Raw genomic sequence first — 22,216 nt, 5'->3', positions numbered from 1 at the left:
TCCGGCTCGTCCGCGCCTGTGCGTACTCCTGGCGAGTACGCACAGGCGCGGACTTCAGGCGCGTCAGCGCCTACGTGACTTCTTGCGCGGCGGGGGCAGTGCACCCTCGGCGCGCAGGCGAGCTGCGTGCTCGGCGAGCGCCTCGACCAGCGGTCCGACCTGAGCCGACTCGGGCTGCACGTCCACGCGCAGACCGAACTCGACGGCCGTCTCCGCGGTCTTGGGGCCGATGCACGCAACGAGTGTGCGGGCGTGCGGCTTTCCGGCGATGCCGACCAGGTTCCGGACGGTGGAGCTCGACGTGAAGCACACTGCGTCGAATCCGCCGGTCTTGATCATCTCGCGGGTCTCGGCGGGGGGCGGCGCTGCCCGAACAGTGCGGTACGCGGTGACGTCGTCGATCTCCCAGCCGCGTTCGCGCAACCCTTCGGCGAGCGTTTCGGTCGCGATGTCGGCACGCGGCAACAGAACTCGGTTGACCGGGTCGAACACCTCGTCGTACGGCGGGAAGTCCTCGAGCAGTCCGAGCGAGCTCTGCTCCCCCGACGGCACGAGCTCGGGATTGATGCCGAACGAGCGCACCTTCGCCGCGGTTGCCTCACCGACGCACGCGATCTTGACGCCGGAGAACGCGCGGGCGTCCAGCCCGAACTCCTCGAACTTCTCCCACACTGCCCTGACGGCATTGGTGGAGGTGAAGACGACCCACTGGTAGCGGCCGTCGACCAGGCCCTTGACGGACCGTTCCATCTGGGCCGGGCTGCGCGGGGGCTCGACGGCGATGGTCGGAACTTCGATGGGGATGGCCCCGTGCGTGACGAGGCGGTCGCTCATTTCACCGGCCTGGTCCTTGGTACGCGGCACCAGCACGGTCCAGCCGTACAGTGCGCGAGACTCCCACCAGGACATCTTGTTTCGGCCGGAGACGACCTTGCCGACGGTGACGACGAGGGACCCGACGAGCTCGGATCCGGCGTCGTTCAGGGTGGCGAGGGTGGCCTCGACGGTGCGCTGCTGACGGGTGGTGCCACGAACGGTGATGGCCGCAGGCGTCTGCGGTGCCAATCCGTGTTCGACGAGGGCACTGGCGGTTTCGGCCAGGTGACCCGACGTCGCGTGCAGCACCAGCGGGCCGGGAGCAGCAGCGAGCGCTGCCCAGTCGACCTCACCGCGGACGTCGGCCTCGGTGTGGCCCGAGCCCAGTGCCATACCGGCGTAGCTGGGAACCGCGGATCCGGCGGGCAGGCCGGGGAGCACCTCGAAGGGCACATGCGTCCGAGCGACGGCGCTGACCTCGGCGATCACCGAATCGGTGGTGAGCGGATCTCCGGAGACCAGGCGAACGACGTCGTGGCCGTTCTTGGCCTCGGCGAGAAGCGTTTTGGCGACCTCGGCGGGCTCGCCGAGCGCCGGACGAACCTCGACACCGTTCTCGCCCGTCTCCGCGTCCCGAGGGACATCGGCACCGACGAGCGCGGTGACGCCCTTGTCGACGTCGGGATCGGTGAATGCGAGCTCGGCCGCTCCGAGCACTTCACGTGCCCGGACCGTGAGCAGAGCCGGGTCACCCGGCCCGGATCCCACGAACAGGATCCGTCCGTTGGTGTTCTTGCGGACTGGGCTCATCGGTTGTTCTCCAGTGCTGTCTTGTGTGGGTACTGCAGTTCTATCGGGGTTGCCGTGCCCCGTTTCGGAATCAGTCGAGCGGTGGCGATCGACTCTCTCCGTACGACCGGACGGGTCGCCGTGCGTTTGGCGCGTCCGCGGACGGGTGCCGTTATGGCCCTAGACATGAGATCCACCCTGTGCGTGAGAACCGGCCTGCGCTGGTTCGGTGACTGAAACGAGTTCGCGGGCACCGAGATCGAGCAGTTCGCGGGCCAATTCTCGGCCCAGCTCCTCGGCGCGGTCGGGTGATCCGACGATCGACGCGCGGATGGTGTCGCTGCCGTCGATCGCAGCCACGCAGCCACGCAACGACAGTTCGTCGAAGATGCGGCCGTCCTCGTCGATGGATTCGACGACCTCGGCGATCGCGCCGACCGGAGCGGTGCAGCCGGCTTCGAGTTCGGCCAGCAGTCCACGTTCGGCTGCCACCGCGGCACGAGCGTGTGCGTCGTCGAGGGTGGCGATGGCCGCCGCGAGATCGGTGTCGCCGGTGCGGCATTCGACGGCCAGGGCACCTTGGGCGGGTGCCGGCAGCAGCTGCACCGGATCGAGTGCTTCGGTGACGACGTCGAGTCGGCCGATACGAGCCAGTCCGGCGCGGGCGACGATGACGGCGTCGAGCTCGCCCGAGGCCACCTTCCCGATCCTGGTGTCGAGATTGCCTCGCAGTGGCCGGACATCCAATCCCTGTCCGAGAGCGCGCAATTGAGCAATCCGGCGGGGTGCCGAGGTACCGACCTTCGCGTCCGCGGGCAGCTCGCCCAGTACCAGCCCGTCGCGGGCCACCAGGGCGTCCCGGGGATCCTCGCGGGCCGGGATGGCCGCGATGACGAACCGGTCGTCGGCGGCTGTCGGCAGATCCTTGTAGGAGTGCACGGCGATGTCGACGGTGCCGTCGGCGAGTGCCTCGCGCAGCGCTGCGGTGAAGACACCGACGCCGATCGTCTGTACGGGTGCAGCAGACAGATCGCCCGCGGTCTTGACGATCACCAGTTCGGCCTCGACCCCTGCCGCGGCGAGAGCCACGCGCACGGTGTCGGCCTGAGTGGTCGCGAGAAGGCTTCCGCGAGTACCGATCTTGACGATGTTGTTCACTCCGATCGCTCCTGACCGGCGGTGCCGCCGGGGTGAGAGTCCGAGCGCAGATCGGTACGGCTGGCGGTGAAGTCGTCGACCAGCTCCAGCGCGCCGATCTCCATCGGCGTCGCCACCGCATCGACCGAACCGGGGCTCAGCTCGAACAACTCCCGAAGCGCAGCGGCGTAGGAATCCCCACCCGGGGTACTGGCGAGCTGCTTGACGCGCACCGTCGGCGAGTGCAGCAACTTGTCGACGACACGGCGCACGGTGCGGGCCACCTCGTCGCGCTGCGGTGAATCGAGCCCGGGCAGCCGCGACTCGAGGCGCAACAACTCCCCCTCGACCACTTCGGCAGCGCGTTGACGCAGTGCGGTGACGGTGGGGGTGACCTCGGCAAGCCGTTGTCCCGCAAGGTAACCCGAGAGTTCACTGGAGACGATCTCGCGAGCCGCCGACGCGTCGTTCGCCGCAGCACCGGCTGCGGGATCGCGCTGAAGCGACTCCATGTCGAAGACGGTGATACCCGGCAGCTGCGCCACTGCGGCGTCGACGTCGCGGGGCAGTCCGAGGTCGCAGATCACCAGGGGGTGCTCGGCGTCGCGGCCGACGAGGGCGAGGTGAGCATCGGCGATGGAGACCACGGCCCCCACCGCACCGGTACAGGTGATGAGGATGTCGGCCTCGGCCACCGCGGCGGGCAGATTCTCGAGGGCGACCGAGGTTGCCGGGATTCCGTTCGAGACGGCGTTCTCGGCCAGGTGGTCGGCCCGCTCGCGGGTGCGGTTGACGACGGTGAGGCCGCCGATTCCGGCGCGGCCGAGGTGTGCGACGGCGAGGCCGCCCATGGCTCCGGCTCCGAGGACGACGGCCTTGCGACCGGCGAGGGAACCGCCGAACGTCTCGGCGGCGCGATCGAGGGCCACCGAGACCACCGAGGCTCCGGCGGCGTCGATCCCGGTTTCGCTGTGTACCCGCTTACCGACGCGCAGCGCCTGCTGAGCCAGTTCGTGCATCACCCGGCCGGAGGCCTGCTGGCCGTCCGAGGCGGCGTACGCCGACCGGATCTGGCCGAGGATCTGCTGCTCGCCGATGACCATCGAGTCCAGGCCGCTGGCCACTGCGAACAGATGCTCGACGGCGGCCTCGCTGTAGCGCACGTAGGCGTGCTTGGTCAGGTCCGCGATCTCGAGTCCGGAGTGTTCACCGAGTACCTCGCCGACGGCGGTCAGTGCGCCGTGGAAGGCGTCGACGACGGCATAGATCTCGACACGATTGCACGTGGACACCACCATGACCTCGGAAATGCTTCCGCTGGCCATCAGTTTGTCGGTCAGTTTCGGGCGATCGGTGTCCGTGATGGCGACACGCTCGAGGACTGCGACGGGAGCGCTACGGTGCGATATCCCGACGAGAAGGACACTCACGGTGCAATCACCGATCCGTTTCTTGTCGAACTGTTGACTGGGCTTGGATTACCGGCGATGCGCGGGCCGTGACTGCGGCCGAGACGTGCCGTGGACGTGAGTGGAGGCGGCGAGACCGGCTGTGGCCGAGGCGCAGTGACGACGGTCGGCGAGGTCACGCCTGCCGGTTCGGACACGTTGCGGGAGCTGTTGAAGGAGAGCACCTGCATCTCCACCGCCAGGTCCACGCGCCGCACTTCGACGTGTTCGGGAACGTCGAGCACCATCGGCGAGAAGCTCAGAATGCACTCGACGCCGCCTGCTACGAGCTTTTCGGCGACGACGTGCACGGCGTCGTCGGGGGTGGCGATGACGCCGATGGTCGCCTCGAGTTCACGGCAGGCCTTGTCGAGCTCGTCGACGTGCCGGACGGTCAGTCCGTCGACGTCGGTGCCCACACGCGCCGGGTCGCGGTCGAAGAGGCCGACCATCGTGAAGCCGCGCCGCGCGAATCCGCCGTACCCGGCCAGCGCCTGTCCCAGATTGCCGACTCCCGCCAGTACGACGCGGTGGCCGCGATCGAGTCCGAGTGCGCTCTCGATCTTGGCGCGCAGCCGTGCGACGTCGTAGCCGACACCGCGAACGCCGTTGGGGCCGAGAAAGGAGAGATCCTTGCGCAGTTTTGCCGATCCGACACCTGCTGCGGTGGCCAGTTCTTCACTGGAGACGATGAGAACGCCCTCGTCTGCGAGGATCGAGAGGACCCGCAGGTAGGTCGCCAGACGGGTGACCGTAGCCTGAGGGATGACCCGCTCTACGCCGCTGGGCGACGGGCGCTCTTCGGTCACGTCTGGGGCTCCTCGTCCGAACGGCGTCGATGCCGGTCTTCACGCTGATCCTGCGTTCGTGTCTATTTCACGAATGCTGTTCACACCACGGTAACTGCTTGTGAACGAATGAACAAAGTTGCGCACACCGGCCTTCACCTGCACACGGAGACGAATCACACGTTCTTAGGGTGCCCTGCCCGAGCCAGATCGGCCCGCAATCGGGGCACGTCCACCTCCCAGTAGCTGTGCTCGATGCCGTCGAGCAGCACCACCGGCACTCGGTCCCCGTACTCCGCACGCAGGTCAGGCGATTTCGTCGCCGCCTCGTCGACGTCGACGACCGTGACGGCCACGTCGAACTCGCGGCACACCTCGCTCAACACCTCGAGCGCGTGGGTGCACGAATGGCAGCCTGCACGGGTGAGAAGAGCCACGCCGGGGGGAGTCGTCTGCATCCGTCCACTGTGACACGTCCGCAATGGAGACGAACGTCACAGACAGCCACCCCGCCGGCCCGCCCTCACGGCCGGCTTCGCTTGTCCCCCGTCGGTCCTGTCGGACCCACGACTAGGCTGCGTGGGTAGCCGAGTGGGCTGTTTGCGTAACCGACCGGGCTGCGCGGGTAGACCGAGTGGGCTGCATCGAGTACTCGAGTGGGAGGAGGACCGAAGTGAGTGACGGGGGAACCGACCTGCCGATCGAGGCCACGCCCGATATCGACATGGTCGACACCGAGGATCCGCGCGGGGACAAACAGTTCAAGCGGCGTATTCGTAGGATTCGCAACCCCTTCGGTCCGTCCGATGCAGAAGTCCGCGCCAACGTGGCCGGCCAGGCCAGTGCCGACGCCGCGCTCGCGTTGCAGATCGAGTCCGAGGGCGCGATTCCGCGGGATCTCACCGCTGCGGCCTTCTTCGACGTGGACAACACCATGGTCCAGGGCGCATCGATCATCCATTTCGCTCGCGGGCTGGCTGCTCGCAAATACTTCACCAGTGGCGACTTGGCTCAATTCGCTTGGCAGCAAGTGAAATTCAGGGTCAGCGGCAAGGAGAACAGCGAGGACGTGGCCAGCGGCCGAGAAAAGGCGCTCTCGTTCATCAAGGGCCGCCCCACCTCCGAACTGACCATGCTCGGCGAAGAGATCTACGACGAGGTCATTGCCGACAAGATCTGGGCCGGTACTCGTGCTCTCGCGCAGATGCACCTCGACGCCGGCCAGCAGGTGTGGCTGGTCACCGCCACTCCCCTGGAACTGGCTCAGATCATCGCCAAGCGGCTCGGGCTCACCGGGGCACTGGGAACCGTCGCCGAGAGCAAGGACGGGGTGTTCACCGGCCGCCTCGTCGGAGACATCCTGCACGGCATCGGCAAGGCGCACGCAGTGCGCTCACTGGCTGTGCGTGAAGGCCTCAACCTCAAGCGGTGCACCGCGTACTCGGACAGCCACAACGATGTCCCGATGCTCTCGCTCGTCGGGACCGCCGTGGCGATCAATCCCGATACGGACCTGCGTGAGCTGGCCAAGAACCGGGGCTGGGAAATTCGCGACTACCGCACCGGACGCAAGGCCGCCAAGATCGGCGTCCCGACAGCGTTGGCCTTGGGCGCAGTGGGCGGCGGACTCGCTGCCGTGGTCGGCCGTCGCAAGGGTTGACCCACCCGGGCAGGGCGCTCAGAGCGTCAGCTGCATCAGGGTCAGATCGAGCCATCGGCCGAACTTGACGCCCACCTCCGGCATCTGCCCGACGGTCGCGAAGCCGAATTTCTGGTGCAGCGCGATCGAGGTGGTGTTCTCGGACTCGATGAACCCCACCAGCACGTGCACGTCGCCTGCCCTGGCCCGCTCGATCAATTCGCTCAGCAGCGCACTGGCCAGGCCACGTCGATAGAAATCCCGGTGGATGTACACCGAGTGCTCCACCGAGTGCCGGTAACCGCTCTTGACCCGCCACTGCCCGTACGACGCGTATCCGGCCACCCGGCCGTCGACCTCGGCGGTGAGGACGGGGTATCCCGCAGCGAGGCGACCGTCGAACCAGGCCGTGCGATCGGCGAGGTCGACCTGTTCCTCGTCCCAGATGGCAGTCGTGTTGGCGACGGCATCGTTGTGGATGTCGAGAATCTCGGGCAGATCTTCGGTGGTGGTGTCGCGAATGTGCACTGGCACAGGATAACCCGTGCGTTCACCCCAGGAAGACGTTGCGTCTCTTGGCCAGCAGCCGGTACAGCGTGTGCTGAATGGTTTCGCGGACGTGGTCGGTCAGCTCGAAGAGCACCATCGGATCCTCGAACGCGGTGGCGTCGTACGAGTCGGTAGGAATCGGCTTACCGAACTCGATGTACCACTTGGACGGCAGCGGGATCAGGCCGAGCGGGCCGAAGTGCGGGAAGAACGGCGTGACCGGAAAGTACGGCATGCCCATCAGTCGAGCCAGTGGCGCGATGTCGCCGATCTTCGGGTAGATCTCCTCCGAGCCGACAATGGAGCACGGGATGATCGGTGCACCCGTTCGCAGAGCCGCCGAGACGAACCCGCCACGGCCGAATCGCTGCAGTTTGTAGCGCTCGCTGAACGGCTTGCCGATGCCCTTGAAGCCCTCGGGGAACACCGCTGCGAGTTCGCCGGTGCGCAGCAGGCGCTCGGCATCGGGGTTGCACGCCAGCGTGTGCCCGGCCTTGCGGGCTATGGTGCCGACGCCGGGCATCTCGAAAGCCATGTCGGCGGCCAACATTCGTAGTGGACGGTGTGCCGGATGGTGGTCGCGCACCGCGACCGACGCCATCAGCGCATCGACCGGGATGACACCCGCGTGGTTGGCGACGACGAGGGCACCGCCGTCGGACGGAATGTTCTCGATGCCTTTGACTTCGACGCGGAACCACTTGTCGAACAGCGGCCGCAGCAACGGAAGCCAGATGGCGTCGGCGAAGTGCGGGTCGTAACCGAACTCGTCCACGCTGTAATCGCCGGCCAGACGCCTGCGCACGAACTCGGCAACCGAGGAGATCTGGTCCACGACGGCGGTCTTGGTGTCGTCGATCATCGAGAGCAACGGAGTCGGGATCGCTGCCGAGGGGGGCGCGACGGCGGGGGCAGGGTCGAGCAGCGGCGTCGGCTCACGCGGCTCGGTGTAGGCGGAGGGGTGCCGTTCGCGCGAACCCTGCGACGCGCGGACCGAGCGGCCACCGTGCAATGGAATCACTTTGGCCACTTCACTCACCCGTCCCTCCCGAACTTCGCACTGTTTCCGAGCTACGCAGAGATGCCAGTGCGCGCGCCGTGGATGCGCCGGTATCGACGGCCGAGAGCAGTCGATTCTCGATGCCGTCCACCCACTCGGTCCTGATGACCGGGCGCAGCGCGGCACCGCGGACGAAGTCGTCGAATGCCTGAACCGTAGTCCACCGCGGCTCGAAGCCCAGGACCGAACGCATGCGGGTGGTGTCGAGGCCGCAGCCGAAGTGGAAGTAGTCGAGTTGTTCGGTGGTGAATTCTCGCATCATGCCGCCCATGAGAGCGCGGCCGACACTCTTGAACAGCGGAAACGGAACCGGCACCTGGACGCGCCCGGCACGGCGGATCGCCTGAGACAGCATGATCGTGCCGTCGGCCCCGATGTTGAACGTGCCCGCCGGACCACCGATGGTGGCGCGCTCGAGCGCGGCGAGGGCGTCTTCCTCGTGCAACAACTGCATACGGGCATCGCGGCCGATGATGCTCGGGATCAGCGGCGAGGTCATGTACCGCGAGATGGTGCCGTTCAATCGCGGACCGATCAGCGGTGCCATGCGGAGGATCGACACGGCGATGTCGGGTCGTCGACGGCCGAGTCCGCGAACGTATCCCTCGATGTCGATGGTGTCCCGCGCGTACGCACCGCTCGGTGGGCGTCGGGCGCTCATCTCCTCGGTGAACTTCACCGGGTCCTTCGCGCTGCACCCGTACACCGAGGAGGACGAACGCAGCACCACCTTCTCCACTGTCGGAGATTTCTGGCACACCGCGAACAGCTGCATCGCGCCGATGACGTTGAGGTCTTTCATCGTGGCGCGGCCGCCGGATTTGGGAGGTTTGGCCACGGTGGCGGCATGCACGACGGTATCCACGCCGGCATTACGGATCACTTTGCCGATCAACGGGTTTCGGATGTCGGCACGGACGAACTCGGCGCGGCCCATGCGTCGGAGCAGATCCTTGCTCGGCGACAGCGCGTCGACGGCGATCACCCGTTCGATCTGCGGGTTCTGGGCCAGTCTGGTGACGAGGTATCCGCCGAGAAAACGACTCGCTCCGGTCACCAGGACCACTCGGGGCGCGGCAACACCACGATCGCTCGGACTCACTGCGCACCCCCAACATCGGCTCCGGTCCAAAGCCTACTGGATCGGTGGGCAGACGCGAGGGTGAGAAGCGAAGCCAACGTTCGAACGCCAGGAGGCCCGCCACCGATGGTGACGGGCCTCCTGGTGAAAGCTATGCCGGCAGAACTACTTGCCGAGTTTCCTGCGCTGCACGCGGGTACGACGAAGCAGCTTGCGGTGCTTCTTCTTCGACATGCGCTTGCGACGCTTCTTGATCACTGAACCCATGCGGGTGTCCTCACGTTCTTCTCTAGCGTTTTCGCGCACGCCGTTTGCGTACGCCTACCTGACAACCAAGCCCTGAGGGCTTCGAGCCAAAAGCCTTGGTCACCGAGCTGGCGCTGGGGCCACGTACTCGCCCACGGCTGCACACCGGCTGGCTGGCACGACGAGCGCCAATCCTACCGGTCCGAACCGGCACTTACGAAACCGGCCCCGCGTGCACTACTAGCCTGCGTCGAAGTACGAGGTCTCGAGATAGTCGTGGACCGCCTTGGCGTGTACACGAAAAGATCGACCCACTCGTACAGCGGGCAATTCTCCGCCGTGTACCAGCCGGTACACGGTCATTTTCGAAACCCTCATCAGCGTCGCCACTTCAGCGACAGTGAGGAACTGCGTTCCGGCCAGAGCCGGTTGACCATCCGGGGACGAACCCTTGGACGGCTTGTTTATAGACGCCATCAATCCACATACCTCCGGCACGTCTCATGCGGCAGGCTTCCCCTCCTGCCGAACAGACACGCACGTGCTGCCCCCGAGCCTATAGGGACAGATGGGGTTACTGCGACGGGAGTGGGGAAAAGATTTTTCAATCTGCTGTGATGCCCATCTCAATGGATCGGGCATTTGCGGCACCGAGAGCATCGAAAAACGCTGCTCGGAGGCCATTTCGTTCCAATTCTCGCACTGCTGCGGCCGTCGTACCGCCCGGCGAGGTCACGGCGTATCTGAGCTCGTTCGCACTCTCGTCGGAGCGATCCAGCATCGCCCCGGCCCCCACCATCGTCTGAATCACGAGCGCAGACGCCACGTCGCGCGTCAGTCCCAGACCCACTCCCGCGTCGATCATGGCCTCGGCCACCAGGAAGAAATAGGCCGGACCCGACCCGGATACGGCCGTCACGGCGTCGAGCTGATGTTCCTTGACCACCACGACCTTGCCGACGGCCGAGAGGATGGAACGCACCAGTTCGAGATGCTCGGCGCGGGCGTACTTGCCCGGAGCCAACACACTGACACCCTCCCCCACCAGCATCGGGGTGTTGGGCATGACCCGAACGACAGGGAAACCGGCGGGGAGCTTGGGCTCGAACTTCGCGGTGGGAACGCCTGCGGCCAGTGAGACGATGAGTTGTTCCCGATCACCGTCGAGCTCGATCTTGGTGATCTCGGTCAGTGCGGTGTCGACGTCGGCCGGCTTGACCGCCAGCACGATCACGTCGGCCCCCTCGGACGCGTCGCCGACGGTGGTGGTCAGGACACCGAATTCCTTCGCGATCTCCTTCGCACGGGCCTCTGACTTCTCGGCGACCACCAGATCGCGCACTGCGTGGCCGGACTCGAGGAGTCCCGCAATCAACGCCTCGCCGATCCGTCCGCCGCCGATCACTGCAATTCTCGTCATGCGGCCAAGCCTGCCATGTCAGTTCGAGCGCGGCACCATCGCCAACTGTCTGCTCTGCACCACGACGGCACCGGTCGAATCCAGCACCACGTGGTCCTCCTCGAACCAGGTGCTGCCGATGACGGTGCTGGTCGCCGCCACGCGCAGCCACCCCGGTGCCGGACGGCGCCGCAGGTAGGTCGTCAACTGCACGGTCGGCGCCCAACCGAACATTCCGCGGTTCATGGTCACCGGAGCCGAGATGTCTCCGGTCATCAATGCGAACAACACCGCGGTGTCGATGTCGGCCTCGTCGCCCGCGAAGGGACGCACCCACAATCTGATCTCCGCCTCGCCCTGCGCGCCGGTCAGGAACGACGCCGAGGACTCGTCGATACGCATCTCGCAGCCCTTGGCGACGTGCACGATGGACGCCATCGGATGATCCCCTGCCACCGCGAGTGTCTCGGCGGGAGGTTCGACGGCCATCGACGCCAGTGACGTCGGCGTCTCGTGGTGGGGTTCGTCGGAGTCGGGACGACCCAGGGTCACCACCGCCCGCACGGCAACGCGTCCGGCCTGGGTGAGTTCGACGTCGACGTGGGAGACCTGGCGACCACGTTTGCGCACCACTGTCGACAGCGCAACCTCGCCGGGATCGGGAGCGGCCAGGTAGCTGACGCTCACAGCGAGCGGCTGGATCTCGGCCTGCTCCGGGTCGGTCAGGACGATATGCCTGCGCGCTGCTGCCGCGCAGACGGCGAGCATCGCGCCGCCGTGCACCTTCGGACCGATGGTCCAAGTGGAGTCGATCGCGCCCGCGAACGACGCAGTGTCGGCGGCGACCTCGAGCGCGGTCAGGGTGGTGGCGGCCTTGAAGGGGCTGGCAGAACTCATTCCCGACAACTTACCGGCGGCCTCAGGACAGATGTGCGCGGGCGAACTGCAGTGCCTGTCCGAGCATCGAGGACCGTTCGGGGACCGTCCGCGCATTCTGCGTGTTGATCTCGATCACTGCCTGACCGTCGAAGCCGCGGCGCACCAGTTCGGTGCACACCTCCACGCACGGCTGACTGCCGTGCCCGGGGATCAGATGCTCGTCGACGGACGCGCCTCGGCCGTCGGCCAAATGCAGGTGCGCGATGCCCTCGCCCATCCGATCGAGCATCTCGAGGGCGTCGGAGCCCGCGGTGGCCGTATGCGAGAGGTCGAGGGTGTAATGACCGTGGCCGACGTCCGTCGGGTCGTACGACGGGGAGAACGCCGACAGGGCGGCGCCCGGGCCGCCTCGTCGTTCCAGTCGCTGCGCCGATTTCTCCTTGCGTCCGAAGAACCTGTCGGCACGCATCGGAAACATGTTCTCGACTGCAACCACCACGTGCGAGTTCGCTTCCAGTTCCGCTACCTGATCGGCGAAGCCCTCGCTGTACTTGCGTTGCCAGCGGAACGGCGGATGCACGACGACCGTCGCCGAACCGAGTTTCTCGGCCACCTCGACCGATCGGGCCAGTTTGGCAATCGGATCCGATCCCCACACCCGCTGCGAGATCAGCAGACACGGCGCATGGATGGCCTGAACCGGCATCGAGTACTCCCGAGAGAGCGCGGCCACCGCGTCGACGTCCTGGCTGACCGACTCGGCCCACACCATCAGTTCCACGCCGTCGTACCCGAGTTCGGCTGCGTAACGAAACGCCGCCTCCGTGTTCTGCGGGTACACCGATGCCGTGGACAGCCCGACGTGTATTCGCTGCGCAGCCATCGTGGTTCCAGCTCAGCCGGTACTGAGCTGGAAGGCGAGCGGACCGAGCGTCACGAACACACCCACGGCGATCGCGATGACGATCGATATCAGATCATCGGTGCGCCGGAGAATTCTCACCACTGCCACGAGACCGACGATCACCAGCACCGACAGCACCAGGGCGACCCATGGCAACACGTCCCACAGTTGTTCGAAGCCCTTGAACAGCAATGCGCCGACGACGACGGCCACCACTGCCTGACCCACGAGCACGAGCCACTGCCGAACCGCACCGCCCTTGCCCTTGGCGGCCGAAGCACGGCGGCCGGATCGGGTCGCGGGACTCGCATCGGTTTCGGTTTCCGGTGCCGCAGCAGTGTTGTCCTCGGCGTCGCGCTCTGCATCCGGCTCGACGAGATCGACGGCCTTTGTGGGAGCGGATGTCGCAGGTTCCTCGGTCGAAGCGACCTTGCCCGTCGGGGTGGACTCCGTGTCGTCCGGGCGCGCAATGCGCGCAGACACCGCGGTCTTGGCGACGTCGTCGACGTCGATCACCGCTGCTCGCGGAGTGACGTCGGTGTTCGGCTCGGCCACCTCGACCTGGCGCGGCGCGGTGAATCCTGCGGGCTTGCGGTTCCGCCCCTGTTCGGCCGCGGTGGATCCATACGGCTGACGATCCGGTGGCGTCGTCGGCGCAGCCGGACGATGACCGCGCTCGGTGTCGTCGTGCGACCGGTTGAGCAGGTCACCGGCCACCGTGGTGGAGCCGGACAGCAGTTCGGGCTCGGGCTGCTGCTTCTCGCGCCTGGCTACCGGCTGGAACGCGGTCGGGCGAGCGCTCTGCGGCCGGGCCGGTTGTGGCCGCGAGGACAGGAATGCGGGCGCGTCGTCGGGCGTCACGCGATCGTCGTCGGCCTCGACTCGGCCGGTGGCCGGCGTGTCACGGTCGGCCGGAGGCGGGGCGGGCGCGTCGACCACCGGGGCGCTACGGCTGCCCGGCTCGTCCCGGACGACCGGGATTTCACCGGTGAGCTCGGCGACGGAGATGCCGCCCTTGACGCCTCGGCGACGGCGTCCACCGGTGCTCAGGTTCGTCTGCTGGCCGTTTCGGGCCAACAGCTCGGCAACCGAGATCTGCCCGGTGTCTTCTGGATTGTTCTCGCTCATCTCGAACTCCCCACCAGATCGCCGTCGGTTTCGGTGTCCAGCTTCCTCAAAATCAAACCTTCCCTCAGCGCCCACGGGCAGATCTCGAGTGACTCCACCGACAATGCCCGCATGCTCGCCTCCGCTACCAATGCCCCGGCCACCAGTTGTGGCGACCTGTCGGCGCTGACGCCTTCCAATTCTGCACGGTCGGCGGCCGTCATCCGCGATATGAAGGCTATGAGTTGCCTCAAGCCGCTCGCAGTGAGCGTCCGCGTCACTCTGGGACCGGCCGCGGAGGGCGCGGCACCGGTCAAGCGAGCCAACGAACGGAATGTCTTCGACGTTCCCACGGCCCGGTCGGCGTCGCCGGCCGCGAGCAACTCCTTGGCGGGGGTCGCCAATTCCGCATCCAGCCAATCCCGGAGAACCGCGATACGACGCTTGCCCGGTGGATCCTCGTCGAGCCAATCGCGGGTGAGGCGACCGGCACCGAGCTGCAGAGAGAACGCGACGTCGGGATTCTCGTCGCTTCCGCTGGCCAGTTCGAGCGATCCGCCGCCGATGTCGAGTCCGAGGATGCGCCCGGCGCTCCAGCCGTACCAGCGTCGAACCGCGAGAAATGTCAGCCGGGCCTCGTCGACGCCGGACAATGTCTGCAGGGAAACTCCGGTTTCGGCGAGCACTCGAGCGAGCACGTCCTCCGAGTTGTAGGCGTCGCGCACTGCGGAAGTGGCAAATGCCATCAGTTCACTGCAACCCGAACGTTCGGCGATGGCTGCGAACTCACGAACCTCGTTCACGAGGCGATCCGCGCCCGCAGGGGTGATGTTTCCGTGCGCATCGGTGTTCTCGGAGAGGCGCAACGTTGCCTTGCTCGAGCTCATCGGGGTGGGGTGAGCGCCGCGGTGGGCGTCCACGACAAGTAGATGCACCGTGTTGCTACCGACGTCGAGCACCCCTAATCGCACAGGTCCACGGTACTGGGTCTAGCGTCGTCGTTTGTGACAGCAGGTCGTGAGCAGCCACCGTTCGCTGCAGAGGTCGAGATGGATTTCCCACGAGAATGGGTCGAATTCCCAGATCCAGACAATTCGGAACACCTCATCGCCGCCGATCTGACGTGGCTCCTGTCCAACTGGACCTGCGTCTTCGGCACTCCGGCATGCCAGGGAACCGTCGAGGGCAGGCCCGACGACGGGTGCTGCTCGCACGGCGCATTCCTGTCCGACGACGACGACAAGCGCAAGCTCGACGAGTCGGTGAAGTTGCTCACCCCGCAGGACTGGCAGCTCATGGACAAGGGTCTGGGCAAGAAGGGATACGTCGAATACGACGATCTCGACGACGAGCAGTCGCTGCGTACGCGCCGCTACAAGGGTGCGTGCATCTTCCAGAACCGTCCCGGCTTCGAGGGCGGTATCGGGTGCGCGCTGCACTCGATGGCGCTGCGCAAGGGCATCGAGCCGCTCGAGGTCAAGCCCGATGTGTGCTGGCAGCTGCCGATCCGGCGCACCCAGGACTGGGTGACGCGGCCGGACGGCTCGGAGATTCTCAAGACCACCATCGGCGAATACGACCGCCGCGGCTGGGGCGAAGGCGGTCTCGATCTGCACTGGTACTGCTCCGGCTCACCCGACGCCCACGTCGGCGCGAAGCAGGTGTTCGAGTCCTACAAGCCCGAATTGACCGAGCTGCTCGGCAAAGCCGCGTACGACGAATTGGCGTCACTGTGCAAGCGTCGCCGTGGCCTGGGTCTGATCGCCGTACACCCGGCCACTCGTGAGGCCCAGCGCCGATAAGTGCCTCCGGCAGTGGTGCGGTTAAGAGCCCGCAGGGGGCACTTGTTCACACCACTGCGCGCAGCGCACTACCCCTCGAGCTTGTAACCCAGTCCGCGCACGGTGACGAGATGTTCCGGCTTGGCCGGGTCCGCCTCGATCTTGGAGCGCAGTCGCTTCACGTGCACATCCAATGTCTTGGTGTCGCCGACGTAGTCGGCTCCCCACACCCGGTCGATCAACTGTCCGCGGGTGAGCACTCGACCGGAATTGCGCAGCAGGTACTCGAGCAGGTCGAATTCCTTGAGCGGCAACGTGATCTGCTCGGATCCCACCATCACCACATGGCGTTCGACGTCCATTCGCACCGGGCCGGCCTCGAGCACTCCGGTGTCGACTCCGCCGTCGACCTCGGCGTCGGAGCCCCGACGCAGTACCGCGCGGATGCGGGCGATGAGCTCGCGTGCCGAATAGGGCTTGGTGACGTAGTCGTCTGCTCCCAGTTCGAGGCCGACCACCTTGTCGATCTCGCTGTCGCGTGCGGTCACCATGATGACGGGAACACCTGAGCGCGAACGCAATTGCTTGCACACGTCTGTGCCGCTCATCCCGGGGAGCATGAGATCGAGCAGCACGATGTCCGCTCCGGCGCGATCGAACTCGGCCAGAGCCGAAGGTCCGTCGCCCACGACGGTGGCCTCGAACCCTTCTTTGCGGAGCAGGAAGGCCAGTGGATCGGCCAACGACTCTTCGTCTTCCACGATCAGGACGTTGGTCACTGATTCTCTCTTTCTGTAACCGCAGCGTCGTCTTCTTCTTCGAAGTACGCGGGGATCTGGAGGGTGAAGGTGGATCCGGTGCCCAGCTTGCTCCACAACGAGATGCTGCCGTTGTGGTTGGCTGCGACGTGTTTGGCGATGGCCAGGCCGAGGCCTGTGCCGCCGGTGGCCCGCGACCGAGCTTTGTCGACGCGGAAGAATCGTTCGAAGACGCGTTCCTGGTCGCCTTTGGCGATGCCGATGCCGCGGTCGGTGACCGCGAACGCGACCTGCGAGCCGCGTAGTGCCCGGCTGACCGAGACGGGCGATCCGTTGGACGAGTACGCGATCGCGTTCTGGATGAGGTTGGCGAGCGCCGTCACCAGTAGAGCTTGGTCGCCGAGTACTTCGAGTCCGCTCGGGTGATCCGTGGTGACGGAAATGCCGGCGTTCTCGGCGGCGAGCTTGGAGCGGTCCATCGCCTCGTTGACGACGGTGTCGACGTCGACGACCTCGAGGTCGGGAAGCTTCTCAGCCCCTTGCAATCGCGAGAGCGCGATCAGCTCGGTCACCATGTTGCCCAGACGTTTGGATTCGGCAACGACCTTGCCGCCGAAATGCCGAACGGAATCCGGATCGTCCGCGGACTCGAGCAGCGCCTCGGCCAGCAGGCTCATCGCACCGACGGGTGTCTTGAGTTCGTGACTGACGTTGGCCACGAAGTCGCGACGCGTCGCTTCCATCCGCACCTGCTCGGAATCGTCGTCCGCGAACAGTACGACGAAGCGCTTGTCTTCCTTACTGAGCAGGCGCGCGACGCATCGGACGGCGATCTTGTCGCGGCCCGGTCGCGGAGCCTTGGAGCTGAGATCGACTTCGACGGGATGGCCGTCGGACAGTACTTTCGTCGCCGCAGCCCAGGCGCGCTCGTCGATCGAACGGTTACGCACCAAACCGAGCTCCTCGGCCCGTGGATTCGACAGCACGACGTCGTGAAACTGATCGACGACGGCGATGCCGCTCTCCGACGCGAGCACGATCAGGTCCAGTACCTGCGACATCGTCAGGCCGGACGTGGCGCGGCGACGCTCCGAGTGTCGAGTGTTGAGGTACGGGATGAGAACACCGCCGACGAGGTATCCCACGAAGGCCGCGGCAATTGCCAGTAGTACGGCCGATGCAACACTCACACCGGAATCGTACGTTCGATGGACAGCTCACATACGCAGGGTGCAGGCAACTCCCTGGTCGTCATAGTCCTCGTCGGCAGTGTTCTTCGTTCGTTCACCTGCAGTTTCGACAAACTGCCGGTTTGTGCGCGGTGGAGTTACTTACCGCCCTGATTTGCCACGGCAGCAGCTCCCGCGGCCGCTGCTTCCGGATCGAGGTAGGTGCCGCCCGGATTGGTGGGCTTCAATTTGCCGTCGACCTCGGTGAGGTCGTACTGCAACGGGATACCGGTGGGAATGTTCAGTTCGGCGATGTCCGCGTCGGAGATTTCGTCGAGGTACTTCACGAGCGCACGCAGCGAGTTGCCGTGTGCGGCGACGAGCACGGTCTTGCCTGCCTTCAGGTCGGCGACGATCGTCTCCTCGAAGTACGGGATCAGCCGCTCGACCACATCTGCGAGGCATTCGGTCAGCGGAACGCTGTCCAGATCGGCGTAGCGGGGATCGGCATCCTGGCTGAACTCGCTGCCGACCTCGATGGCGGGCGGCGGGGTGTCGTAGCTACGACGCCACAGCATGAACTGCTCGTTGCCGTACTTGTCCTTGGTCTCGGCCTTGTTCAAGCCCTGCAGCGCGCCGTAGTGCCGCTCGTTCAGTCGCCAGTCGCGAACGACAGGAATCCAGTGGCGGTCGGCCGCGTCGAGCGCGAGGTTCGCGGTGCTGATCGCGCGACGCAGCAGCGAGGTGTACAGCAGGTCGGGCAGCACTCCGGCCTCGGCAAGGAGCTGACCGGCACGCTTGCCCTCGGCCTCACCCTTCTCGGTCAGTCGCACGTCGACCCAACCGGTGAACTGATTGGACGCGTTCCATTCGCTCTCGCCGTGGCGGAGCAGAATCAGGGTTCCGATACTCATGTGGTCAGTTTCTCATGCGGGACGCTGGGGAGTGGAGCCTGCGGAACGACCTAACGCTGGGGGTCGTGGCCCGCGTGCGACGAGCACGCCGACGACGAGGATCATGACCGCGGCGGTGAGGGTGATCGGGATGGGAATGATCGGGTCGAACAACACGAGTAGGGCGCCCACCGGAACCGCGATGTTGACGACGCGATCCGCGTTGGAACGAATCGCGATCAGCCACACTCCGAGGACGAATATCGCAATCGGCACCGTGACGGTGAACGACGCGGCGACGTCGCCGAGCTTGCTGTGTTCGGTGAGCACGTCGATCTCGACCTCGATGCCGGCCGAGAACGCGCCGGCGGCCGCAAAGATGAAGTAGTGCGCGTAGCCGTAGATCAGCGAGTTGCCGAACTTTCCGATTGCCCGGTGATGCGGCGGCCAGAAGTAGATCCACCACAGACTCGCGGTGACGACGAGTGTGAGGACGGAAATGGAGATCAACGGTGCCAGAGCCGTCTCGTCGTGCAGCGCCTCGATGATGGCGTTGGCCGATGCGAGCAGACTTTCGCCGAGCAGTATCAGCGTGAACAGCCCGTAGCGCTCGGTGATGTGATGCGGATGCCACGGCGTCGAGCCGCTGCGTTCGGCGATCACCGGAACCGACATCTCGGCAGCCGCCAGCACGAAGAACATGATGACAGCGGCCGTACCGTCGAGCAGCACCATCCAGAGAATCCACAGAACCTGCACTCCCGCAATGCCTATCGCGTACGACAGTGCGGTCTTCTTGTACTCACTCGACCGAGATGCTCGAACCCACTGCGTCACCATCGCCACGCGCATTACGACGTAGCCGAGTACCACGATCGCGAAATTCTTGTCCACGAACGCCGATTCGATCCCCGCGGCGAGCACCAGGACTCCGGCCATCTGCACAACGGTCAACGCGCGATACAGCCAGTCGTCGGTGTCGAACGACGTGGCGAACCAGGTGAAGTTCATCCATGCCCACCAGATCGCGAAGAACACGAGCGCATAGCTCAGAAGACCGTCGGCAAGGTGGTTCTCGGTGAGCGCATGATGGAGCTGCACTGCCGCGATACTCACGGCCACCACGAACACGAGGTCGAAGAACAATTCGAGCGGACTCGCGGCCCGGTGCGGCTCCTGGGGATCACGCGGTCGCATCGGCACCAGACGTGCAGTGGAGAGATTCACGCTCGCAGACTAAGTCATCCCATTCGCGAACGTTGTCTCGATTGTGTTGCTGCGGTTGTCTTTACGGACATTTCGGGCATGTTCGACGGTACGGCGCGGCTATTTGCGAGACCTCACACCCTTTTTACCGACCGCGCGCCGGGATTCAGGGCACAGCCGGGGTGCGAGGTCGAGAGAAAGGGTATGAGGTTGCGGACCTACTCCCCCAGACCCGCTCCGATACCGCCGATCCGAGCTCCCACACTCTGATCGACCGCTTCGGTGTCGACGAAATAGCGACGAAACACCGAGCGCATCAATTCGATGACCTCGATGTGCTGACGGATCACAGCAGCCGCCGACCCTTCTTCACCGTCGGCCAGTCGCTTGAACTTCGCACCCAGCAATTGAGCCGACGGAAGGGTGCCATATGCGTCCGTGTCGACCAACCACTTCGTCTTCTCGAGCATCAACTCGAGGTGCAAGACGTAATCTGCGCACACTTTGTCGCACTGAAACGCGACGCCCTCCGGAATTTGCAGCTGTGCCGAGTCGGCCTGCGCAGCCAATCCCCGCCAGGTCAGCATCGCAGCCCCAAGTTCATTCGGCCCTGATTCCACAGCAGCTCCTCACTATCGGCTCGACGGTGGCAACGACGAGCGGAGCGCTCTTCCAACCCGACCGACCTCGACACATGGATCGCCCTGCGGCTCGCGGGAAGCACGCCCGTCGAGAATGAAATAGACAATTCCCCCAACCACTTCATAAGCGACACCACAGCTGACCTCGTCGTAATTCGCGGTTCGCCGAAACTGCACGGCACCAGCATTATCGACTTCGACAAACTCGCCGAACTGATCGTTTCCTTTCAGGTACGCGAGATCGTGGTCCGAGGAGAACACTCCGAGGAAGTACCAGGAGCCTGGATCGGGGTTCCTCCAGGAGCAGATCATCCAATCGGTGGAGATCGGCCTGTCTCCGACCAACGTCGACGTCTTGCTCCCCACATCCAATCCCGCGGCCACGATGGCACTGTTCGGGATGCTGCACGGATCCCACGGCTCGGCTGCGATCGGTGCTGCTGACGTCGAGGTCGGCGAATCCGCCACCGGCGCTCCCGACGTCGAATCGCCACATCCGGCGACCAGAACCATCACCCCGACCACGCCTGTCACCCACCACCGCGTCACGCCGCCACTCCCCTCGTCGAACCCACCTCACCCCTTGGACGCGGCGAACGTCGGCTCGGTTCCACGACGACCTCACACCCCTACTGACGACTGCGCGCCCCCGCTCACTTCAGAGCGAGGGCGCACAGTCGTCAGAAAAGGTGTGAGGTCACTACCGAGACAAGAATCAGGCGCAGTTCGACGGTGCCGGCTCACCTCGGAATCGTGCGTCCACGTAGGCGTAGGCCTCGGGCAGTCCGACGAGCGATCCGCTGAAGTGCTCCGCGAACGGGTACGCCCGGAACTGAACGGTCGCACCGGCTGCGCAGTAGCGATCGACGGTTTCTTTCACCGGCGCGAACGGGGTGATGAAGTCGTTGATTCCCTGCCACATGTACACCGGTGCCGTCGGAACGCCTTCGTAGTCGACGAGACTGTTCTTCTTCAACACCGCCTGCGCGGACGGCAGCGATGCGATGTCGACGTTCGACAGATCCCGCGCGCTCTTGAACGCTCCGCCGATGATGATCGGACGCCTGCACTGGTTACTCACCTGATCTCGCAACGCCAGGCCTGCCGCATTCAGGTTCTCCGAGACGGGGAACTCGGTCGGGTATTCACGTTCGAGTCCGAGCGATGCGGCCAGCGCCATTCCGAACGCGGGGTGCGGAATCGGGCTGTAACCCAGGTTCTTTGCGATCAGTTCGAGGTCGGCAGGAATACCGCCCTGCACGGTGGCGACGATGTTCAGCTCGGGGGCGTAGGTGGGTGCCATGGCACCGGCCCACGATGTTGCCAGCGCACCGCCGGAGTAGCCCAGCAGAGCGACCGGACTCTCCTTCAACGGCAGCTGCTCGAAGTTCTGCACGGCGCGAACCCCGTCCAGCGTCAAACGGCCTTCGTATTCGGCAGCACCGTAGGCACCGTTCGGTCCGAGGTAATCCGGCACCGCAACCGCCCAACCGCGGGCGACCATCCCGAGGTACAGGCTCGGAGCTTCACCGATCTCGTACGTGAAAAGACCATGCGATGGTGCACATTTCACACCCAGAGCATTGATCACTGCCTGATACGACACGAGCGGGGTGCCCGCACCTCGGCCTCGGGGCATCAGCACGGTGGTCACCGCGGCAACGGGAGCACCTGCGGAGTTGGTCGACCGGTACTTGAGTTGCCAGATGTCGGTGTTGGGATACATCCATGCGTCGGCCCGACGGCTGGCGAGGATGTCACCCGGCGCGTGATCGGCTATGTCCGCCGGTGCCGCGTAGAAGACGTCCGGATCGGGGATCGTCGGCGCAGGAGCCGCCGAAGCTGTTGTCCCCGTGGCGAACAAGGACGCGCAGAGTGCCACCAGAATGGACCCCAGGGCAAAGAATTTTCGGATCACGGTGAGCC

25 protein-coding genes are annotated in these 22,216 nt (G+C 65.5%); 2 read left to right on the top strand and 23 right to left on the bottom strand.

Annotated elements, in window-relative coordinates:
* Nucleotides 1-63 precede the first annotated feature (63 nt).
* The 6 genes from CH286_RS14185 to CH286_RS14165 all read right to left on the bottom strand — a co-directional run bounded on the left by CH286_RS14185 (nt 64) and on the right by CH286_RS14165 (nt 5,436).
* A complete protein-coding gene (locus CH286_RS14185) occupies nt 64-1,626 on the bottom strand; it encodes a uroporphyrinogen-III synthase (protein WP_032401867.1) in 1,563 nt (520 codons plus the stop codon).
* Nucleotides 1,623-1,793 (bottom strand): hypothetical protein, encoded by a 171-nt coding sequence (locus CH286_RS27850; protein WP_155289207.1) that lies wholly within the window; start codon nt 1,791-1,793, stop codon nt 1,623-1,625. The genes CH286_RS14185 and CH286_RS27850 overlap by 4 nt, the downstream gene beginning before the upstream one ends.
* Nucleotides 1,786-2,754, bottom strand: a complete 969-nt coding sequence (hemC, locus tag CH286_RS14180) for a hydroxymethylbilane synthase (RefSeq protein WP_032380798.1) — start codon at nt 2,752-2,754, stop codon at nt 1,786-1,788. The genes CH286_RS27850 and hemC overlap by 8 nt, the downstream gene beginning before the upstream one ends.
* A gap of 5 nt (nt 2,755-2,759) precedes the next feature.
* Nucleotides 2,760-4,172: a glutamyl-tRNA reductase gene (locus CH286_RS14175; RefSeq protein ID WP_032401866.1), complete on the bottom strand. Its 1,413-nt coding sequence runs from the start codon at nt 4,170-4,172 to the stop codon at nt 2,760-2,762.
* On the bottom strand, nt 4,169-4,999 hold the full coding sequence (locus tag CH286_RS14170; protein WP_032401865.1) for a redox-sensing transcriptional repressor Rex: 831 nt from the start codon (nt 4,997-4,999) through the stop codon (nt 4,169-4,171). Before CH286_RS14170 ends, CH286_RS14175 begins: the two co-directional genes overlap by 4 nt.
* A 155-nt stretch (nt 5,000-5,154) precedes the next feature.
* Nucleotides 5,155-5,436 carry a glutaredoxin family protein gene (locus tag CH286_RS14165; RefSeq protein ID WP_032401864.1) on the bottom strand — a complete coding sequence of 94 codons (282 nt, stop codon included), beginning with the start codon at nt 5,434-5,436 and terminating at the stop codon, nt 5,155-5,157.
* Nucleotides 5,437-5,702: 266 nt separating this feature from the next.
* On the opposite strand from CH286_RS14165, the gene CH286_RS14160 reads away from it, so the two are divergent.
* Nucleotides 5,703-6,638, top strand: a complete 936-nt coding sequence (locus CH286_RS14160; RefSeq protein ID WP_052058697.1) for an HAD family hydrolase — start codon at nt 5,703-5,705, stop codon at nt 6,636-6,638.
* Between the two features lie 18 nt (nt 6,639-6,656).
* On the opposite strand, the gene CH286_RS14155 is transcribed toward CH286_RS14160, so the two are convergent.
* The 10 genes from CH286_RS14155 to CH286_RS14110 form a co-directional block, all read right to left on the bottom strand.
* The gene (locus CH286_RS14155) at nt 6,657-7,145 is read right to left on the bottom strand and encodes a GNAT family N-acetyltransferase (RefSeq protein ID WP_037153764.1); all 489 of its coding nucleotides are present in this window, start codon (nt 7,143-7,145) and stop codon (nt 6,657-6,659) included.
* Nucleotides 7,146-7,167: 22 nt separating this feature from the next.
* Nucleotides 7,168-8,205: a lysophospholipid acyltransferase family protein gene (locus CH286_RS14150; RefSeq protein WP_032401861.1), complete on the bottom strand. Its 1,038-nt coding sequence runs from the start codon at nt 8,203-8,205 to the stop codon at nt 7,168-7,170.
* Nucleotides 8,198-9,328, bottom strand: coding sequence for an NAD-dependent epimerase/dehydratase family protein (locus tag CH286_RS14145; RefSeq protein WP_170944728.1), 1,131 nt, complete (start codon nt 9,326-9,328; stop codon nt 8,198-8,200). Before CH286_RS14145 ends, CH286_RS14150 begins: the two co-directional genes overlap by 8 nt.
* Before the next feature lie 144 nt (nt 9,329-9,472).
* Entirely contained in the window at nt 9,473-9,574 is a 102-nt protein-coding gene (locus tag CH286_RS14140; RefSeq protein ID WP_003402602.1) for a 30S ribosomal protein bS22, read from the bottom strand.
* A 219-nt stretch (nt 9,575-9,793) separates the two neighbouring features.
* A complete protein-coding gene (locus CH286_RS14135) occupies nt 9,794-10,030 on the bottom strand; it encodes a helix-turn-helix domain-containing protein (protein WP_008713658.1) in 237 nt (78 codons plus the stop codon).
* 127 nt (nt 10,031-10,157) lie between these two features.
* A complete protein-coding gene (gene proC, locus CH286_RS14130) occupies nt 10,158-10,973 on the bottom strand; it encodes a pyrroline-5-carboxylate reductase (RefSeq protein ID WP_032401860.1) in 816 nt (271 codons plus the stop codon).
* Between the two features lie 18 nt (nt 10,974-10,991).
* Nucleotides 10,992-11,849 carry a thioesterase family protein gene (locus CH286_RS14125; RefSeq protein WP_037153771.1) on the bottom strand — a complete coding sequence of 286 codons (858 nt, stop codon included), beginning with the start codon at nt 11,847-11,849 and terminating at the stop codon, nt 10,992-10,994.
* A gap of 22 nt (nt 11,850-11,871) precedes the next feature.
* A complete protein-coding gene (locus tag CH286_RS14120) occupies nt 11,872-12,714 on the bottom strand; it encodes a sugar phosphate isomerase/epimerase family protein (protein WP_032401858.1) in 843 nt (280 codons plus the stop codon).
* A gap of 12 nt (nt 12,715-12,726) precedes the next feature.
* A complete protein-coding gene (locus CH286_RS14115; protein ID WP_032401857.1) occupies nt 12,727-13,863 on the bottom strand; it encodes a hypothetical protein in 1,137 nt (378 codons plus the stop codon).
* A complete protein-coding gene (locus CH286_RS14110; protein ID WP_032401856.1) occupies nt 13,860-14,813 on the bottom strand; it encodes a Ppx/GppA phosphatase family protein in 954 nt (317 codons plus the stop codon). Before CH286_RS14110 ends, CH286_RS14115 begins: the two co-directional genes overlap by 4 nt.
* A 78-nt stretch (nt 14,814-14,891) precedes the next feature.
* On the opposite strand from CH286_RS14110, the gene CH286_RS14105 reads away from it, so the two are divergent.
* Complete coding sequence (locus CH286_RS14105) at nt 14,892-15,644, top strand: hypothetical protein (protein ID WP_052058698.1); 753 nt, start codon at nt 14,892-14,894, stop codon at nt 15,642-15,644.
* A gap of 68 nt (nt 15,645-15,712) precedes the next feature.
* Here the strand turns inward: CH286_RS14105 and CH286_RS14100 are convergent, their stop codons facing one another.
* From CH286_RS14100 to CH286_RS14070, 7 genes are all read right to left on the bottom strand, one after another.
* The gene (locus tag CH286_RS14100; protein ID WP_032380369.1) at nt 15,713-16,402 is read right to left on the bottom strand and encodes a response regulator transcription factor; all 690 of its coding nucleotides are present in this window, start codon (nt 16,400-16,402) and stop codon (nt 15,713-15,715) included.
* Nucleotides 16,399-17,571, bottom strand: a complete 1,173-nt coding sequence (locus CH286_RS14095; RefSeq protein ID WP_032401855.1) for a sensor histidine kinase — start codon at nt 17,569-17,571, stop codon at nt 16,399-16,401. Before CH286_RS14095 ends, CH286_RS14100 begins: the two co-directional genes overlap by 4 nt.
* Before the next feature lie 137 nt (nt 17,572-17,708).
* The gene (locus tag CH286_RS14090; protein ID WP_032380367.1) at nt 17,709-18,464 is read right to left on the bottom strand and encodes a phosphoglyceromutase; all 756 of its coding nucleotides are present in this window, start codon (nt 18,462-18,464) and stop codon (nt 17,709-17,711) included.
* A 12-nt stretch (nt 18,465-18,476) separates the two neighbouring features.
* On the bottom strand, nt 18,477-19,640 hold the full coding sequence (locus CH286_RS14085; RefSeq protein ID WP_094609624.1) for a low temperature requirement protein A: 1,164 nt from the start codon (nt 19,638-19,640) through the stop codon (nt 18,477-18,479).
* A gap of 227 nt (nt 19,641-19,867) precedes the next feature.
* Nucleotides 19,868-20,236, bottom strand: coding sequence for a hypothetical protein (locus CH286_RS14080; protein WP_255182653.1), 369 nt, complete (start codon nt 20,234-20,236; stop codon nt 19,868-19,870).
* A 45-nt stretch (nt 20,237-20,281) separates the two neighbouring features.
* Nucleotides 20,282-20,839, bottom strand: coding sequence for a DUF3558 domain-containing protein (locus tag CH286_RS14075; protein WP_094609498.1), 558 nt, complete (start codon nt 20,837-20,839; stop codon nt 20,282-20,284).
* Nucleotides 20,840-21,005: 166 nt separating this feature from the next.
* Nucleotides 21,006-22,205: a lipase family protein gene (locus CH286_RS14070; RefSeq protein ID WP_441347123.1), complete on the bottom strand. Its 1,200-nt coding sequence runs from the start codon at nt 22,203-22,205 to the stop codon at nt 21,006-21,008.
* Between the last annotated feature and the right edge of the window lie 11 nt (nt 22,206-22,216).

The sequence above is a fragment of the Rhodococcus sp. WWJCD1 genome, from assembly GCF_002258735.1.
Classification (GTDB): Bacteria; Actinomycetota; Actinomycetes; order Mycobacteriales; family Mycobacteriaceae; genus Rhodococcoides.
This window is presented reverse-complemented; position numbering and strand designations above follow the sequence as displayed.